Genomic DNA, 16,325 nt, shown 5'->3' on the forward strand with positions numbered 1-16,325 from the left:
ATGGAGCAGAACATCCAGTGGATGTTCGTTTTGCTCCGACCGAAGCGGAGCGTAGACATAAAAGTGGGATGATAATCTCACGATATGCGAATACCGGAGAGGATTGTGGGAGTGCGATGCACGGAACAATCCGTAGGCATCATAGTTTGGGACTTTTGACACTCACATCAATTTATAAAAAAATATTAAGTTCACAATAACAGGAGGAAAAATCATGAGACAGATCAATTTGGTAGAAGGAAAAGTAGTAGCACCGCAGGGAATGAAAGTCGGTATCGTAGCGGCGAGATTTAATGAGATCATTGTCAATAAATTACTGGGAGGTGCAGTTGACGGACTGGTAAGACATGGAGTCGAAGAAGAGAATATTACTGCTGCATGGGTACCGGGAGCATTTGAAATTCCGCTGACTGCACAGAAGATGGCACAGTCCGGAAAGTATGATGCAGTGATCTGCGTGGGAGCAGTCATCCGCGGCGATACATCACACTATGATCTGGTGTGCAGCGAAGCTGCCAAAGGAATCGCACAGGTTGGACTTGCATCCGGAGTTCCGGTATTATTCGGAGTAATCACAACTGAGAATATTGAGCAGGCTATTGCACGTGCCGGAAGCAAGGCAGGAAATAAAGGATATGACTGTGCATTGTCTGCGATTGAGATGGTCAATCTGATGAAACAGCTTTAAGAATGAGGAAATAAAGGATGGTAAAAACGATCATATTTGATTATGACGGGACGATTCACCAGACACTTGGAATTTATGAACCGGCATTTCGAGAAACTTATCAGTGGCTGACAGAACAGAAAGTCGCAGAAGAACAAAAGATAGCATCTTCAAGGATTGCCGGATGGCTTGGACTGAACAGCAAAGAAATGTGGGACACTTTTATGCCGGAACTGGATCAGAAATATAAAGATCAGGCAAGCAAAATGGTGGGCGAGCGGATGATCGAACAGGTCAGAAAACATAAGGCCGTGTGGTATCCGGGAGCAGAAAAGATGCTTACGACGCTGAAAAATCAGGGATATTATCTTGTAGTCCTGAGTAACTGTAAAACGGCATATCGAAAGGCACACTGGGAAGAATTTGGTATGAAACGATGGTTCGAGCGATTTTATGACTGCGAATCCTATGGATTTCGTCCAAAAACGGAGATTGTGCAGAATATTATCCGGGAATATCCAGGCCCTTATCTGGTGATCGGAGACAGAAAACAGGATCTGGAATGTGCCAGATCCTGTGGCAGTCTGTTTGCGGGATGTCTGTATGGATATGGTGATCAGGGAGAATTGGACGGAGCAGATTATCTTGCAGAGCATGTAGGGGATATACCAGAATTATGCCATTTGGTGTAAGTGTGATTGGGTAATGTCAGAAATATTTGTTGAAACCGTGTGATACGAATTTCGTTTTCATGCGGTTTTTTTCAAAAAGGAAGTTAGATAAAACTAACAAAAGTATTCCTTTTCCTTTTATCAGAAAAACAGAGGATTTTAAATTGACCGTATCAGGGAGATATTATATAATAGAAATATTACAGTTTTACAGGAAAAATCATATAACCGTGCAGATAAAAGGGAGTAACTATATGCATTTTGAAAAAAGAACAGCTAGAAATCGAAAATATCGGAAAATTTTGCACAGTCGTCAGCAAAATCTGATTTTACTTGGAGTTTTCGTCTTTGTGATAAGCATCGTATGCGGCTGCAGTAACCAGAAGGAGCAGGAGTCGGATGGCAGTCTGCAGAAGATAACAGTGGGCATTGATAAATTTGAGCCGTATTCCTATCTTGACATGGACGGAAATTATACCGGCGTTGACATTGAGATCGCATCGAAAGTATTTCATGAACTTGGGTATGAACCAGATTTTAAGTTTATTACGTGGAGTGAAAAACACACCTGCCTTGCGGACGGCACGATAGACTGTATCTGGAGCTGCTATTCTATGAATGACCGGGAAAACGATTATCAGTGGGCGGGACCTTATCTGTACAGCCGTCAGGTGATCGCAGTTGCTTCTGACAGTGATATTCAGACATTCGATGATCTTCTTGGGAAGAATGTTGGAGTACAGGATACGACAAGAGCAGCTGAACTCTTTTTTCATACGATCGACTCTGCATTGCCGGAAGTAAAGCAGGTGAACTGCTTTGCGACAACGGAAGATATGTTTGCAGCACTTCGCAAAGAATATGTCGATGCGATTGCAGGACATGAAGCTTTGCTGAATGAATTTATTATAAATGGAAAGGGCAAATATCGATTATTGGATGAAAGTCCTTATATTTCAAAAATAGGCATTGCATTTCAAAAGGGGACGCATGAGGAGCTTACCAAAAAGATAAACGGGCTGATAAAAGAAATGAGTGAAGATGGTACGATTGGCAGTATTGCAGAAAAATATGGACTTGATGCGGAGAAAGTTGTGATAAGAGGAGGTTCCGATGAAAAGTAAAAAACGCCCGGGAATATCCGGAATCCTTTTGATCGTGTTGATTCTGGTCGGGATGATCGTATGGGGAATCTTTACGGGATTAGACCGAAGAGAGCTGAGTGAGACACTGGATAAGACAACTTTAGTTGCCAAAAATAAACTGCAGGATTATGATAATTATACGGCAAATGACAGGGTAAAAAGTCTGGTGCGGCTGTTGGATAAAACAAAGGAACTGGGCACAAATCTGAGTAAAATTAATAAATACGGACAGCAGGATCTGGATGAATACATTACGGAACAGAGACTGAGCGGTGCCTTTGTATCTGATAAAAATCTGAATGTAGTGCTTCAGGGACAGCAGAATCTGGATTCGGAAAATCTGTGGAACGAAATTATCGGCAAAGGTTATGTAAAAGAAGTTCTGGAACATCCGGAAGCAACCTACACAGAACGCATTACGGTGAACCGTGAGGAGTATGATCTTGCAGTTGTGCCGCGTCAGGATGCCGAAGGTTTGGTGATCGCCTATGCAGAAAAAAACAGCAATACACTGGGTGATATGACACTGGAATCTGTTTTTTCAGATTTTCTGGTCAATATGCATGGTGTGATCATGGTATGCCTCGATGATACGGTTGTCAGTACCAATCAGGAAACACTGCTTGGAAAGACCATGCAGGAAATGCGGAAATATTACAACAGCAGGCCGGAAGGAAATGAAAGCGGGATTATCCGCATAAAACCAGATCATAAGATCTGGTACGGCCATAAAGATAAAATGAAAGAATATGCGATCTATATATTCTTTCCGGCATCACAGATATTTATGGCACGGACGGTTGTCTGTGGATTGTACACGGCTGTGGCAATTCTTGTATATCTGCTGTTTTTGCTGATCAAGAGTAATCTGGAAAAGGTTACGCTGAAACAGAGTCAGAAACGTATGAGGATCATCAATGCACTCGGTACAGCATACGCATCTATCGTCCTGTTTGATCTGGAAAAGGATAAAGTAGAGATGATAAAGACTTCCGGGGATACTTCTATGCCTTCCGGAGATCAGATCTTATCCAAAAAGATTCAGCAAAATCATATAAATGAGATGCTGACATCTGAGTATCGGGAAGGTTTTCTGGAATTTATTGACATGGACACCGTGGCACAGCGGCTGAAGGGACAGCAGTCACTGACTTATACAAGCCAGATGGAAAAGGGCACATGGCTTCTTTCCGTGATCGTACCGCAGCGTTTTGACAGTGACGGGAATATCAGGGCAGTGTTGCTGGCAAACCGGGATATCACGAAAGAAAAAGAGAAAGAACTGGAGCAGGAGAGAGAGCTGAGAAATGCACTGGCAGCAGCAGAACATGCCAACAAAGCGAAGACAAATTTCCTGAACAGTATTTCACACGATATCCGCACGCCAATGAATGCTGTGATCGGATTTACAGCTCTGGCAACAACGCATATTGATAATAAAGATCTGGTGATGGAGTATCTGAAAAAAATAAGTATATCGAGCCGTCATCTCTTAAGTCTGATCAATGATGTGCTGGATATGAGCCGGATCGAGAGCGGTAATGTCAAACTGGAAGAAGTCAAAGTGCATCTTCCGGATGTCTTCCATGATCTGAGGGTTATTATTCAGGGTAGTATTGCGGCAAAACAGCAGGAGTTATATATAGACACGCAGAATGTGGTACATGAGGATGTTGTCATTGATAAGCTTCGGCTGAATCAGGTGCTTCTCAACATCGTTGGAAATGCAGTAAAATTTACGTCAGTCGGCGGTATGATCAATATCCGGGTCAGTGAAAATCCATGCAGCAAAGAAGGATATGCAAGTTATTCGTTCAGTGTGAAAGACAATGGCATAGGGATGTCAGAAGAATTTCAGGAGCATATCTTTGATGCATTTGCGAGAGAACAGACAGTTACAAAGAGCGGGATCCAGGGAACCGGTCTTGGAATGGCAATCTCCAAAAACATTGTCAATATGATGGGAGGAACCATCACGGTAAACAGTGAAGTCGGAAAAGGTTCTGAGTTTATTGTTTCTATCGAATGTAAGATTACCGGCGAAACGGTAAAATACAAATCGGTTCCGGAACTGCAGGGAGCCAGAGCACTGGTTGTGGATGACGATGCCAATACCTGTATGAGTGTCTGCAAGATGCTGCGTGATATAGAAATGCTGGCAGACTGGACTACTTCCGGTAAAGAAGCTGTACTGCGTGCAAAAGAAGCCTGCGAGATAAAAAAAGAATTCAAAGCATATATTATCGACTGGCAAATGCCGGATATGAATGGTATTGAAACAGTCAGAAGGATACGAAAAGTGATCGGAAATGACACACCGATCATCATTCTTACTGCGTATGACTGGGCGGATATTGCGGAGGAAGCAAAAGAAGCAGGAGTTACTGCGTTTGTATCCAAACCGCTGTTTATGTCCGAACTCAGAGCAGCACTGACGCAGCAGGCAGTCGGGACGGAAAAAGATGCAGCAGTTGAAAAGAAACATTATAACCATGCCGGAAAAAGAGTGCTTTTAGTTGAGGACAATGAACTGAACCGAGAGATCGCAGCTGCAATCATGGAGGAAGCAGGGCTTATTGTGGATTCCGTAGAAGACGGAATAGATGCCGTGGAAAGAATGGGATCTGCAGAAGAATCCAGATATGATGCGATCCTGATGGATATTCAGATGCCGAAGATGGATGGTTATATGGCAACAAGAGAAATCCGCACACTTGACAACAATAAAAAAGCCAATATTCCGATCATTGCCATGACGGCAAATGCGTTTGAGGAAGATAAAAAGAAAGCTCTTGAAGCCGGAATGAATGCCCATATCGCAAAACCGATCAGCATTGATGCTATTATGGAGGTACTGGATCAGATCTTTGACAGAAGAAAATAAGGGGGAAGTTATGAAACAGTGAAGAACATAATGGTAAATCATAACAGGAAGTGAAAAATATGCTTGTCGGCGGAGAAGGCATTTTTAATACCGTTGTCAGAGGATCGGGTAAAGTGATCTTACAGACAATGCCGATCAGTAAGGTGGCAGAATTACTGACTCCGTTTTTTACAAAAAATAAATAAGGGAAGAACCCATGAAAAAGAAAAAAAGAAACAGCCGTTCAGACAGAAACGGTCATGCAGACAGAAACAACCGTTCAGACAGAAACAGAACCGGATCAGGACTTCCAGGGCAGGGAAAGACTTAAACTTAGTTTATTTACCGTGTATTATCCGGAAGAATGGAAGTACGACAAAGAAAGAATGCAGAATATGCGGTAATGCCGGAAAATGATTCCGGAAGGTGCACGTATATGTATCGCCATGAGCAGTCAGGTACGTCTTATGATATCAGAGTAGAAGGAGAGGCAGCAAGTGATTCTGTCAAAGAATTGCTGGAAGGCGTTGTGATGTAATTAAAGGATGAAGGAAATAAAGACGCACCGTGGCCATGGGAGGGAGAGCCTGTTGAGCCTGTATTGACAGAACAGATGGTAGGTTTTTATACGATCGTTCCGGAATATATACTATTTAAAGAAGCACAGGGTGTCATGCAGATTATGGATCACCAGTTTGTAAAACATGACGACCAGGTATACCATTTGCTGGAGAATAAGCTGGATACTTACAAGTATTCAGAAAGTGGACTTGAATTTGTTTCCTCAATGGAACTAGAAAGAGATTGTGAATATCTCTCAGGGGACGACAGCGGAATGCTGTATCTTTCACCGGAAATATATCATCTGATGTGAAAGTCGCAGTTATGGAAAAATGTCAGTAAAAATTCCTATGGAAAAAATAAAACATATATTCCATAGAAGAAAAGTAAGAGAACGAATATAATGATCCCAAGTTGTTTGAAGGAGGAGATCATTATGAGTAGTCAAAGAAAGGCAGAAGCTGCGACATCAGAGAATATCGTAACAACAGAGACATCCAGTCTGAGTGATCTTTGGAAAAAAGAGGATTGGCTGGCAGTATGGATCGGATTTATCATCATCGCAGTCGGTGCTGTGGCCGTGATCACAGGAGCATTTGATTTTAACGCTGCAAAATTCAGCACCTGGGGTCATGGAACAAGTTTTTTTGAACAGGTAAACGCAGGATTTTTCGGAAAACTGATCCTGACAGTGGCTGTACTTGGAGTACTGTTTACTGTTGGAAACCACCTGAAGGGATTATCCGTTAAAAAATACCTTCCGGCATTTCTGGGACTGTTTCTTCTGGCAGTTCTGGTAAGATTTATCAGTGCCGAATATACCTTGAACCGCTGGCTGGAATGGGCATTTTTTGCAATCCTGATCGGAATTCTGGTATCCAACACCATCGGAGTACCGGCATGGCTGAAGCCGGCGATCCAGACAGAATTCTATATCAAAGTCGGACTGATGATCATGGGATTTTCCGTACTGTTTTCCAATATTGTTAATTTTGGACTTTACGGACTGGGGATTGCATGGATCGTAACACCAATCGTTATTCTTTTCATGTGGTGGTTCGGAACCAGGGTTTTAAAAATTGACAATAAATCGTTTGTCATTACCCTGGCAACCGCAACCTCTGTGTGCGGAACTTCTGCTGTGATCGCCGTTGGCGCAGCAAGCAAAGCAAAGAAAAATGATCTTTCACTGACCGTATCCATATCTATTATCTTTACGGTACTGATGATGGTATTTGAACCGGTACTGATCCGTGTAACCGGTCTTGGAGAGCTGATAGGCGGTGCCCTGATCGGTGGTACTGTCGATTCAACCGGAGCAGTAACCGTAGCAGGTACTGCACTTGGTGAAACAGCACAGACGGCTGCAGTCCTTGTAAAATCCATCCAGAATATCCTGATCGGATTTATCGCATTTGCAGTTGCAGTATTTTTTGCAACAAAAGTTGAAAATAACGGAGAAAGCAGCAGAAAAATCGGGGTATCCGAAATCTGGTACAGACTTCCGAAATTTATCCTTGGATTTTTTGCCGCTTCCTTAATTGCATCTTTTATAGCAGTTCCGGCATTCGGAAAAGAGACGGTTTCATCCATCAACAGTGTACTGGATCAGTATAAAAACTGGGCATTTGTTCTGGCATTTACAAGTATCGGACTGGAAACAAATTTTCGTGAGATCAAAGAACAGTTCCAGGGCGGAAAGCCACTGACACTTTATGTGGTTGGGCAGTTGTTTAACATTGTTCTGACTTTTGCAGCAGTCTATCTGCTCTTAAGCGGAAAATTTTTCCCACTGCCAAATCTGGCATTATAAGGAGATGCAGGGCTATGAAGAAAAAAACAGGAAAAAAGAAAAATCTGTTTTCGATGGTAAATTATACCGTTCTGGTGCTGACGATCATTGCAGCCGTTTATATCATGGCAAATGGTCTGGGATTGATCGATGGCCTGGACTTTGGAGCAGGGGCATATTATTATGCGGACATTCCACAGTTTGCAAAATATGTAGATGGATCTTGCTACACATCACCGGTTTCCATGAAGGTGCTCATTGCACTGTTCCTGATCTGGGGATTCTTCATGTATAAACTCTGGGGATGGATTGAAAAAAAGATAAGTAAAAATAAAATCTGATAAAAAGCCTGCCGCAGAGGATGCGGCAGGCTTTTTCAATTCGCAGATATTGATTGGGAGAAAAAGGTTGTGATGTCTTCTTATAAAATTGTTTACATACCCGGAAAGAAACAAAAACATTGACAAACATCACACAGAGAGTTATCATAACTACATAAAGGTTCTAAAACAAATCTAAATTCATTGCCGTTCGGCAGGAAAATCCAGAAAAGAGACCTGCACGAAGCGGCAGAAACAGGAATCATGCAACCATAGCAGCTTCGTGCCCAAAACAGAAGAAAAGGAGCGAAGCCTATGGGAGAAAAAGACATTACGGAAAAGATACTGGAAGATTATAATGATGTGTTTGCGGATATTATAAACGGATTACTGTTTCAGGGTGAGCAGAGAGTGTTGCCGGAAGCACTGGAAAATATATCCGTTCATTCGCAATATAAAGCAGACGATGAGAAAATGCATGAACTGGAAAGAGATGTGGCAAAATACTGGAAAGAAAAAGAAGTACAGCTTGCAGTCTGTGGGATTGAAAATCAGAGTAGGATTGAGAGAAACATGCCGTTTCGCATTATAGGGTATGATGGTGCGGCGTACCGCAGCCAGCTGCAGCAGGAAAGAAGCAAGATTTTGCCGGTAGTGACAATCGTGCTGTATTTTGGAACGGACAGACATTGGAGAAGCGGAAAAAATATAAAATCGCTGATGGAAATACCAACAGGTCTGGATGAATTTGTGAGTGATTATCAGATAAAAGTATTCGAGATCGCCTGGCTGAGTGAAGAGCAGATCCGTCGATTTCGAAGTGATTTTCGGATTGTGGCAAACTTTTTTGTAAACAAAAGAAAAAACAAGAACTATATACCGGATGATCCGACAGAAATACAGCATGTAGATGAAGTGCTGAAACTTTTGCAGGTCATGACCGGAGATGCAAGGTATAAAAGAATTTTTGGCAAAAAGAAGGAAGGAGTGCACAGTATGTGTGATGTAGCAGAAAGATTAGAAAAAATAGGATGGGAGAAGGGACAAATGGAAGGACAAATAGAAGGAAAAATACTGGTATATAAAAATCTGCGCAGGGAAGGATTTGACGAGAAAGAAGCCAGAAGACTTACAGAGCTGCCAGAAGATATGACTCTGGAACAGTAATATTGCGGTGTCAGAACGGATAGTAAAATGAGCGTGCTCCCCACCCACTGCTTATTACTTTTCGCAATTGAAGCAGGGGACTTACCTGATTTGGTTAAATAAAAATTTACAACCACCCATCCAGTGTGATAAAATGTGAAAGAATTATGATGAAAAAAGTCGAAAAACAGAGAAATTTCAATAACCTATAAAAGAGAGGAAGCACAAATGATCACTGTAAAAACCTATCGTGGACACATTCGCAACTGGAAAGAACTTTGTGAGGAACTGGCAGTCGATGCAGCACTGCCAAGAGAAGAAAAAGAGCAGGAAATCCTGGTAAAAGCATACCAGAAATGGGGAGGCGAGATGGCAGACCATATCTATGGTATGTTTGCTTTTGCCTTGTGGGATGAAGAGGAGAAAAAGCTGTTCTGCTTAAGAGATCAGTTTGGAACCAAGCCGTTCTATTATTACCAGACAGAAGACGGTGAACTTCTGTACGGCACCATGATCCGTGACATCATTGGACAGCCGGGATTTAGAAAAGAGCTGAATGAAGAGATGCTCCAGATCTATATGAGCCTGACCTATGGTGCCGGTGAGGATACCTTTTTCAAAGGTCTGAAAAAGCTTCTGCCGGGGCGTTATCTGATCTGGAAGGATGGAAAAGTGGAAATTCACAGATACTGGACTCCAAAGTTTCAGCCGGACGAGAGCAAATCTCTGGAAGACTGGGCAGATGAGATCCATTCTACGCTGAAATCCATCATGCCGGAAGTAAAGACAGAGGACGAAACCGTAGAATCTTTCCTGTCAAGTGGGGTGGATTCTTCCTATGTACTGGCAATGTCAGATGCAAAGATGTCCGATTCCTGCGGTTATGATGAAGAACGATTTGATGAGTCACGTCTTGCAAAAAAGACAGCGGAACTTCTCGGAAGAGAACATTCTGTCTGCAAGATCACACCACAGCAGTATTTTGATATCGTACCATATGTTATGTACAATATGGAACAGCCGCTTGGAGATGCATCTGCGATCGTATTTACCATTGCCTGCAATGCAACCGCAGAACACACGAAGATTTGCTATTCCGGAGAAGGTGCGGATGAATTCTTCGGTGGTTACAATATGTACCGCAATGCAGAACGTTACGGTGAAAATCTGAAGACATTTTATGTCGGCAATACAAACATCATGAAGGAAGATGAAAAGAAGAAAATCCTCAAACACTACAATCCGGAAGTTCTTCCGATCAATCTTACGCATGAAATCTACAAAGAGACGGAAGGTCTTGATCCGCTTACAAAAATGTCCGATGTTGATATTCAGATCTGGCTGGAAGGCGATATCTATCTGAATGTAGATAAGATGAGTACCGCAGCAGGGCTGGAAATCCGTATGCCGCTTACAGACCGCCGGATCTTTGATATTGCATCAAGAATGCCGTCCCGTTTTAAAGTCAACGAAGAGCAGAACAAAGTGGCATTCCGTACCGCAGCAGCAAAAGTACTCCCGGAAGAGATCGCATTCCGTAAGAAACTGGGATTCATTGTGCCGATTCGTATCTGGATGGCCGATGCAAGATACAATCAGGATGTACAGCGTCTGTTCCACAGTGAGATCGCAGAGAAATTCTTTGATGTAGATGCGATCAACGAGATTTTCGATGACTATGTAGGAGGTAATTCCGATAACTGGAGAAAAGTATGGACGATTTATACCTTCCTTGTATGGTATGAAGAATATTTTGTAAAAAGATAATCCTTAAATGACATTTTTCCCCCTGTCTTCTGGTAAAAGCAGAAATGATAAGCTGGTTTTATCAGAAAAAGAAAGACCTGTATTAAATGGAAAAACTCCATGAAATACAGGTCTTTTGACTCTGGCATCCTATTGTGTTTTCAGGATTTTGTTTTTTACATTCTTTTACTTCATAGAAGCTACTTTATCGAACTCATCCTGAACTTCTCTGGAAGGAGCCGGTGTCAGGAGACTTACGATTACGTTTACTGCAAGACCAAGAAGGAATGCAGGAAGCAGTTCGTAAATACCAAGTGCACCGCCCATCGGACGGATCAGAAATTTCCATACAAATACCATAACGCCGCCGCTGATCATTCCGCAGAGAGCACCCTGGAATGTGGAGCGTTTCCAGAACAGTGCCAGCAGAACAAGCGGTCCAAAGGAAGCACCAAAGCCTGCCCATGCAAAGGATACGATCTGGAAAACAGAACTGTCCGGGTTACGTGCGATAAATACACCGATCAGTGCGATAACAAGAACGGTGATACGTGCGATCAGCATACCGGTCTTTTCGCTCATGTCTTTCATAAATACTTCTTTCAGAATGTTCTGAGAAGCACTGGAAGAAGCAGCGAGCAGCTGAGAGTCCGCAGTTGACATGGTAGCTGCCAGGATACCGGCGAGGATCAGTCCGGCAATGATCGTTGCCAGAACACCATGTTTGGAGATCAGATCTGAAACAACCAGAATGATGGTTTCCGGATCTTTTAAAGTCGGCAGAACACCGGCTTTTGTCATAGCATTTCCAATCACACCGATAAATACGGAAACAGCCATGGAGATCACAACCCAGACGGTTGCAACTCTTCTGGAGAGTTTCAGTTTGTTTGCATCACCGATCGCCATAAAACGAAGCAGTACGTGAGGCATACCGAAATATCCAAGTCCCCATGCCAGTGTAGAGAAAATCTGCAGCAGGCTGTAAGGAGAAGCTGTTCCGGCAGCAGCATTGTGTGTATGCGTCAGGCTGAAGTATCCGGCCATGGATTTTGCATTGTCCATAACGGCACTGAAACTGCCGACTTTGCTGATACCAAAACCAAATACAACAACGATTGCAATCGTCATAACAATACTCTGGACAAAGTCTGTCGTACTTGCTGCGAGGAATCCGCCCAGTGTGGTGTAAGCTACGATAACGATCGCACTGATCAGCATTGCCGGCAGATAATCCATTCCGAACAGGTTTGCAAACAGCTTGCCGCAGGCTGCAAATCCGGAAGCCGTATAAGGTACAAAGAAAATGATGATCAGCAGTGCTGCGATTACGGAAAGAATACGTTTGTTATCTCTGTAACGGTTGGAAAAGAACAGAGGCAGTGTCGTAGAATTTCCGCAGACATGCGTATAATTACGAAGTCTCTTTGCAACAACAAGCCAGTTTACATAAGTTCCGATTGCCAGTCCGATTGCAGTCCACGCTGCATCAGCCGTACCGGACAGGTAAGCAACGCCAGGCAGTCCCATCAGCAGCCAGCTGCTCATGTCAGAGGCCTCGGCACTCATGGCGGTGACGAGCGGTCCCAGTGTACGTCCGCCGAGATAGAAGTCATCTGTGGTCTGATTCTGTTTTGCCAGAACCGCACCGATACCTACCATCGCAGCCAGGTAGACCAGGATTGTGATCAACATTAGAATCTGTGTTACATCCATTTTAAATCCTCCCTAAGTTTCTGCAGTTTGATGTTGTCATTCACATATGCGGAAAATGAAACATCCGGTTTATGATTAATGCTCCGTACGGAAGAGCAGTCGAAGCAGTCTTTGTACGGATTGTTTGTCAGTTGAGACTTTAACACAGTGCAGTGTCAGCGACTCAAAATGACACTATAAACCAAATATTAACATAATTTAGGCGAGGCTACAATAATAAAATACTAAAAACCTGTTATAAAAAGCCCGATATTTAAAAAAGTTACGGTCAGAGCGGTAATCCACAGAACGATATTCAGGCGTCTGCTGTTTGCATATCTGCCCATTACCCTTTTAGAAGAAGTCAGACAGATCTGTGTGAAGATCGTAATCGGGAGTTGAACGGCAAGCAGCATCTGTGAATAGATGAGTCCCTGGAACGGCGAAGAAATAAACAAAATGATCACAGCAGCCGGAACCATTGTCACCAGAATCCCCAGTTTTGTTTCTTTACTGGAAGTATCATAAGGCTTGTTAAAAATACCAGAAAAAATCGTACCGCCTGCCATTCCGGCTGTGATACTCGAAGAAATCCCGGAGAGCAGCAAAGCGACTGCAAAGACCAGTGATGCCATATTCCCAAGCAGAGGAGCGAGCATAGAACCGGTGACTGCAAGATCGTCAACAGTCGTTCCATTTCCATTCTGATAAAAACTTGCTGCCGCCATCAGGATCATGGCACTGTTGATCGCCCAGCCAATGATCATGGAAAACAGCGTGTCATGGAATTCATATTTCAGCTGCCTCTGGATTACAGCATCATCCGCAAGAGACCACTGGCGGCTCTGAATGATTTCAGAATGCAGAAACAGATTGTGCGGCATCACAACCGCACCGAGCACACTCATGATGACCGGCATGGAGTGAGCAGGAAACGAAGGCTTTATCCAGCCGATGGCAGCCTGTTTCCAGTCGATTCCTGCGATGCAGATCTCAAATAAAAATGAAAATCCGATCAGCGAGACAAAAAGAATGATCAATTTTTCAATCCGCCGGTAGGCATTGGTAAACGTACAGAACAAAACGATCACGAGAATCAGCAGACTGCCTGGTTTGATCGGGATTGAAAAAAGCATCTGCAGAGCGATTGCACCGCCCAGGATTTCCGCCATAGCTGTGGCAATCGAAGCAAGCATTGCCGTAGACAGAATGATGTTCTTGAGAATTCGGTTGATGTATGTGCTGGCAGCCTCCGAAAGACAAAGTCCGGTAACAATGCCGAGATGGGCGGCATTATGCTGCAGAAGGATCAGCATGATCGTGGAGAGTGTGACCATCCACAGAAGCTGATAGCCATACCCAGAACCGGCGGCAATGTTCGAAGCCCAGTTCCCGGGATCGATAAAACCGACCGTGACCAGAAGTCCCGGACCAATGTACTTAAGAAAATTTAGTGGCTGCTTTTTGTGTTTCTGTATCATAAAATACTTCCCCTTTTCCACTTCTTTAAAAGAATATGCCCATTTTTGCAGAACAGTGAGCAGATTTCCTCAGAATCTTGTTGCAGGTATCATATAGCAGTACCTGTAGTTTTATGAAGTTAGTTATAACTAACTCTGTGCATTTATTATATGCAGAGAAACGGAAGCTTGTCAAAAGAATATTCGCTTGTTGCGAAAAATAGACGAAAACCGTATAATTATCAGGTAGATAATTTAAATGAAATTTTCCGGACGGAGCCTTAAATGTTATGAGCAAGTAGCAAAGCGGATTGCGAATATCCGCTTGACAATATATAGAATGAAAAGGAAGGAAAACAAAAAATATGGTTACAGGGGAATTAAAAAATAAAGTAGACGGTTTATGGGAAATTTTCTGGACAGGCGGACTGACAAATCCGCTCGATGTGATCGAACAGATGACCTATCTTATGTTTATCCGCGATCTGGATGATTCAGATAACGTACATATGAAAGAAAGCATTATGCTTTGTCTGCCATATAAAAGCATATTTGAAGAAAACATAACAATCGGAGACAGAAAAGTTCCGGGGAATCAGTTCAAGTGGAGCGTATTTCACGATTTTCCGGCTCAGAAAATGTATGCAAATATGCAGGAAAATGTGTTCCCGTTTATCAAAAATCTTCATGGAGATAAAGAGAGTGCCTATGCAAAATATATGGGAGATGCGATCTTTAAAGTGCCGACACCGGTCATGCTGGATAAGATCGTGACTGCCATGGATGAAATCTACGAAAAAATGGAGCAGTTAAGAAGTGAAGATGTCCGGGGAGATGTATATGAACATTTACTTTTGAAACTGAAAACTGCTGGAACAAACGGACAGTTCCGCACACCGCGTCATATCATAAAAATGATGGTAGAAATGATGGATCCAAAAGCCGATGACCTGATCTGCGACCCGGCCTGCGGTACCTCCGGATTTCTGGTAGAGTCCAGTGAATATCTGCGAAAAAAGAAAAAAGCAGAAGTTCTGTTTAATGCAAAAAACAAGGAACACTATATGAATCATATGTTCCACGGCTACGATATGGACAGAACGATGCTGCGTATCGGAGCAATGAACATGATGACACACGGTGTCAGCAATCCGAATATCGAATATCGAGACAGTCTTTCCGACCAGAACGAAGATAAAGAAAAATACAGCCTGATCCTGGCAAATCCACCATTCAAAGGAAGCCTGGATTATGATATTGTATCTGCAGATCTTCTGAAAGTCTGCAAAACCAAAAAGACAGAACTCCTTTTTCTGACACTGTTTGTAAGAATGTTAAAAACAGGCGGAAGATGTGCCTGCATTGTACCGGATGGCGTACTTTTCGGTTCGTCCAAAGCCCATAAAGATATCCGGAAAGCAATCGTGGAAGAACAGCGACTGGAAGCAGTGATTTCCATGCCGTCCGGTGTGTTCAAACCATATGCCGGAGTTTCTACAGCGATCCTGATCTTTACGAAAACCGGGCATGGCGGAACAGACAAAGTGTGGTTCTATGATATGAAAGCAGATGGACGCAGCCTGGATGACAAACGTTCCGAAGTCAAAGAAAACGATATTCCGGATATAATCGCAAGATTTAAAAATCTGGAAGCAGAAAATGACCGTAAACGAACTGACCAGTCATTTTTTGTAAAAAAACAGGAAATCGTAGACAATGCCTATGACCTTTCCATCAACAAGTACAAAGAAATAGAATACATTCCGGTAGAATATCCGCCAACATCTGAGATTATGGCAAATTTACGGGCACTGGAAAAAGAAGTACAGGAGAGCATGGCAGAACTTGAAAAAATGTTAGGAGATGAGATGGCATGAAAATAGAACATATCGCAATGTATGTAAAAGATCTCGAAAAAACAAAAACATTTTTTGAAATCTATCTGAATGCCAGAGCAAACGCTGGTTATCACAATCCGAAAACAGACTTTCGCTCTTACTTCCTTTCCTTTGACGATGGGGCAAGACTGGAAATTATGAATAAGCCGCAGATGCAGGATTCTCCGAAAGCCCTGACACAGACCGGATATATTCACATTGCATTCAGCGTCGGAAGCAAAGAAAAAGTAGATGAGTTGACGGCAAAATTAAAAGAAGATGGCTATGAAATCATCAGCGGTCCACGGATAACCGGAGACGGATATTACGAGAGCTGCGTAGTGGGAATCGAAGGCAACCAGATCGAGATTACCGTGTAGCA

At 42.9% G+C, this 16,325-nt stretch carries 16 protein-coding genes and 1 pseudogene; 15 read left to right on the forward strand and 2 right to left on the reverse strand.

The window, feature by feature from the left end; all coding sequences use genetic code 11:
• The 13 genes and pseudogenes from LKD42_RS07330 to asnB form a co-directional block, all read left to right on the forward strand.
• A partial coding sequence (locus tag LKD42_RS07330; protein ID WP_248835297.1) for a hypothetical protein occupies nt 1–200 on the forward strand: 200 nt, incomplete at its 5' end.
• 14 nt (nt 201–214) lie between these two features.
• A complete protein-coding gene (gene ribH, locus LKD42_RS07335; protein WP_147632772.1) occupies nt 215–688 on the forward strand; it encodes a 6,7-dimethyl-8-ribityllumazine synthase in 474 nt (157 codons plus the stop codon).
• Nucleotides 689–705: 17 nt separating this feature from the next.
• Nucleotides 706–1,359 (forward strand): HAD family hydrolase, encoded by a 654-nt coding sequence (locus LKD42_RS07340; protein WP_248835269.1) that lies wholly within the window; start codon nt 706–708, stop codon nt 1,357–1,359.
• A 329-nt stretch (nt 1,360–1,688) separates the two neighbouring features.
• Nucleotides 1,689–2,462 carry a substrate-binding periplasmic protein gene (locus LKD42_RS07345; RefSeq protein WP_248835270.1) on the forward strand — a complete coding sequence of 258 codons (774 nt, stop codon included), beginning with the start codon at nt 1,689–1,691 and terminating at the stop codon, nt 2,460–2,462.
• The gene (locus tag LKD42_RS07350; RefSeq protein ID WP_248835271.1) at nt 2,452–5,367 is read left to right on the forward strand and encodes a response regulator; all 2,916 of its coding nucleotides are present in this window, start codon (nt 2,452–2,454) and stop codon (nt 5,365–5,367) included. Before LKD42_RS07345 ends, LKD42_RS07350 begins: the two co-directional genes overlap by 11 nt.
• Nucleotides 5,368–5,417: 50 nt before the next feature.
• Nucleotides 5,418–5,552 (forward strand): annotated as a pseudogene (locus tag LKD42_RS07355) (TIGR00266 family protein); the annotation flags it as partial.
• 54 nt (nt 5,553–5,606) lie between these two features.
• Entirely contained in the window at nt 5,607–5,750 is a 144-nt protein-coding gene (locus tag LKD42_RS07360) for a hypothetical protein (protein ID WP_248835272.1), read from the forward strand.
• Entirely contained in the window at nt 5,750–5,884 is a 135-nt protein-coding gene (locus LKD42_RS15090; RefSeq protein WP_283094977.1) for a hypothetical protein, read from the forward strand. The genes LKD42_RS07360 and LKD42_RS15090 overlap by 1 nt, the downstream gene beginning before the upstream one ends.
• Before the next feature lie 75 nt (nt 5,885–5,959).
• Complete coding sequence (locus tag LKD42_RS07365) at nt 5,960–6,220, forward strand: hypothetical protein (protein ID WP_248835273.1); 261 nt, start codon at nt 5,960–5,962, stop codon at nt 6,218–6,220.
• Nucleotides 6,221–6,343: 123 nt separating this feature from the next.
• Nucleotides 6,344–7,720 carry a YeiH family protein gene (locus LKD42_RS07370; protein ID WP_248835274.1) on the forward strand — a complete coding sequence of 459 codons (1,377 nt, stop codon included), beginning with the start codon at nt 6,344–6,346 and terminating at the stop codon, nt 7,718–7,720.
• Nucleotides 7,721–7,734: 14 nt separating this feature from the next.
• The gene (locus tag LKD42_RS07375) at nt 7,735–8,040 is read left to right on the forward strand and encodes a hypothetical protein (RefSeq protein ID WP_248835275.1); all 306 of its coding nucleotides are present in this window, start codon (nt 7,735–7,737) and stop codon (nt 8,038–8,040) included.
• Nucleotides 8,041–8,334: 294 nt separating this feature from the next.
• A complete protein-coding gene (locus tag LKD42_RS07380; RefSeq protein ID WP_248835276.1) occupies nt 8,335–9,186 on the forward strand; it encodes an Rpn family recombination-promoting nuclease/putative transposase in 852 nt (283 codons plus the stop codon).
• 207 nt (nt 9,187–9,393) lie between these two features.
• The gene (gene asnB / locus LKD42_RS07385) at nt 9,394–10,932 is read left to right on the forward strand and encodes an asparagine synthase (glutamine-hydrolyzing) (RefSeq protein ID WP_248835277.1); all 1,539 of its coding nucleotides are present in this window, start codon (nt 9,394–9,396) and stop codon (nt 10,930–10,932) included.
• A 165-nt stretch (nt 10,933–11,097) separates the two neighbouring features.
• On the opposite strand, the gene putP is transcribed toward asnB, so the two are convergent.
• Nucleotides 11,098–12,627 carry a sodium/proline symporter PutP gene (gene putP, locus LKD42_RS07390; protein ID WP_248835278.1) on the reverse strand — a complete coding sequence of 510 codons (1,530 nt, stop codon included), beginning with the start codon at nt 12,625–12,627 and terminating at the stop codon, nt 11,098–11,100.
• Nucleotides 12,628–12,851: 224 nt separating this feature from the next.
• Nucleotides 12,852–14,087, reverse strand: coding sequence for an Nramp family divalent metal transporter (locus LKD42_RS07395; protein ID WP_248835279.1), 1,236 nt, complete (start codon nt 14,085–14,087; stop codon nt 12,852–12,854).
• A gap of 344 nt (nt 14,088–14,431) precedes the next feature.
• Here LKD42_RS07395 and LKD42_RS07400 point away from each other — a divergent pair, with 344 nt between their 5' ends.
• Both LKD42_RS07400 and LKD42_RS07405 read left to right on the forward strand, forming a co-directional pair.
• Complete coding sequence (locus tag LKD42_RS07400) at nt 14,432–15,943, forward strand: class I SAM-dependent DNA methyltransferase (protein ID WP_248835280.1); 1,512 nt, start codon at nt 14,432–14,434, stop codon at nt 15,941–15,943.
• Entirely contained in the window at nt 15,940–16,323 is a 384-nt protein-coding gene (locus tag LKD42_RS07405; RefSeq protein ID WP_215658804.1) for a VOC family protein, read from the forward strand. Before LKD42_RS07400 ends, LKD42_RS07405 begins: the two co-directional genes overlap by 4 nt.
• The last annotated feature ends 2 nt before the right edge of the window (nt 16,324–16,325 follow it).

The sequence above is a fragment of the Hominisplanchenecus faecis genome (genome assembly GCF_020687205.1).
GTDB lineage: Bacteria > Bacillota > Clostridia > Lachnospirales > Lachnospiraceae > Hominisplanchenecus > Hominisplanchenecus faecis.

Excerpts from the sequence above, each read along its gene's own strand:
- LKD42_RS07365 (WP_248835273.1), top strand. The coding sequence starts at position 5,960 with ATGGTAGGTTTTTATACGATCGTTCCGGAATATATACTATTTAAAGAA.
- ribH (WP_147632772.1), top strand. The coding sequence starts at position 215 with ATGAGACAGATCAATTTGGTAGAAGGAAAAGTAGTAGCACCGCAGGGA.
- LKD42_RS07360 (WP_248835272.1), top strand. The coding sequence starts at position 5,607 with ATGCAGACAGAAACAACCGTTCAGACAGAAACAGAACCGGATCAGGAC.
- LKD42_RS07395 (WP_248835279.1), bottom strand. The coding sequence starts at position 14,087 with ATGATACAGAAACACAAAAAGCAGCCACTAAATTTTCTTAAGTACATT.
- putP (WP_248835278.1), bottom strand. The coding sequence starts at position 12,627 with ATGGATGTAACACAGATTCTAATGTTGATCACAATCCTGGTCTACCTG.
- LKD42_RS07350 (WP_248835271.1), top strand. The coding sequence starts at position 2,452 with ATGAAAAGTAAAAAACGCCCGGGAATATCCGGAATCCTTTTGATCGTG.
- LKD42_RS15090 (WP_283094977.1), top strand. The coding sequence starts at position 5,750 with ATGCCGGAAAATGATTCCGGAAGGTGCACGTATATGTATCGCCATGAG.
- LKD42_RS07405 (WP_215658804.1), top strand. The coding sequence starts at position 15,940 with ATGAAAATAGAACATATCGCAATGTATGTAAAAGATCTCGAAAAAACA.
- LKD42_RS07380 (WP_248835276.1), top strand. The coding sequence starts at position 8,335 with ATGGGAGAAAAAGACATTACGGAAAAGATACTGGAAGATTATAATGAT.
- LKD42_RS07370 (WP_248835274.1), top strand. The coding sequence starts at position 6,344 with ATGAGTAGTCAAAGAAAGGCAGAAGCTGCGACATCAGAGAATATCGTA.
- LKD42_RS07340 (WP_248835269.1), top strand. The coding sequence starts at position 706 with ATGGTAAAAACGATCATATTTGATTATGACGGGACGATTCACCAGACA.
- LKD42_RS07375 (WP_248835275.1), top strand. The coding sequence starts at position 7,735 with ATGAAGAAAAAAACAGGAAAAAAGAAAAATCTGTTTTCGATGGTAAAT.
- asnB (WP_248835277.1), top strand. The coding sequence starts at position 9,394 with ATGATCACTGTAAAAACCTATCGTGGACACATTCGCAACTGGAAAGAA.
- LKD42_RS07400 (WP_248835280.1), top strand. The coding sequence starts at position 14,432 with ATGGTTACAGGGGAATTAAAAAATAAAGTAGACGGTTTATGGGAAATT.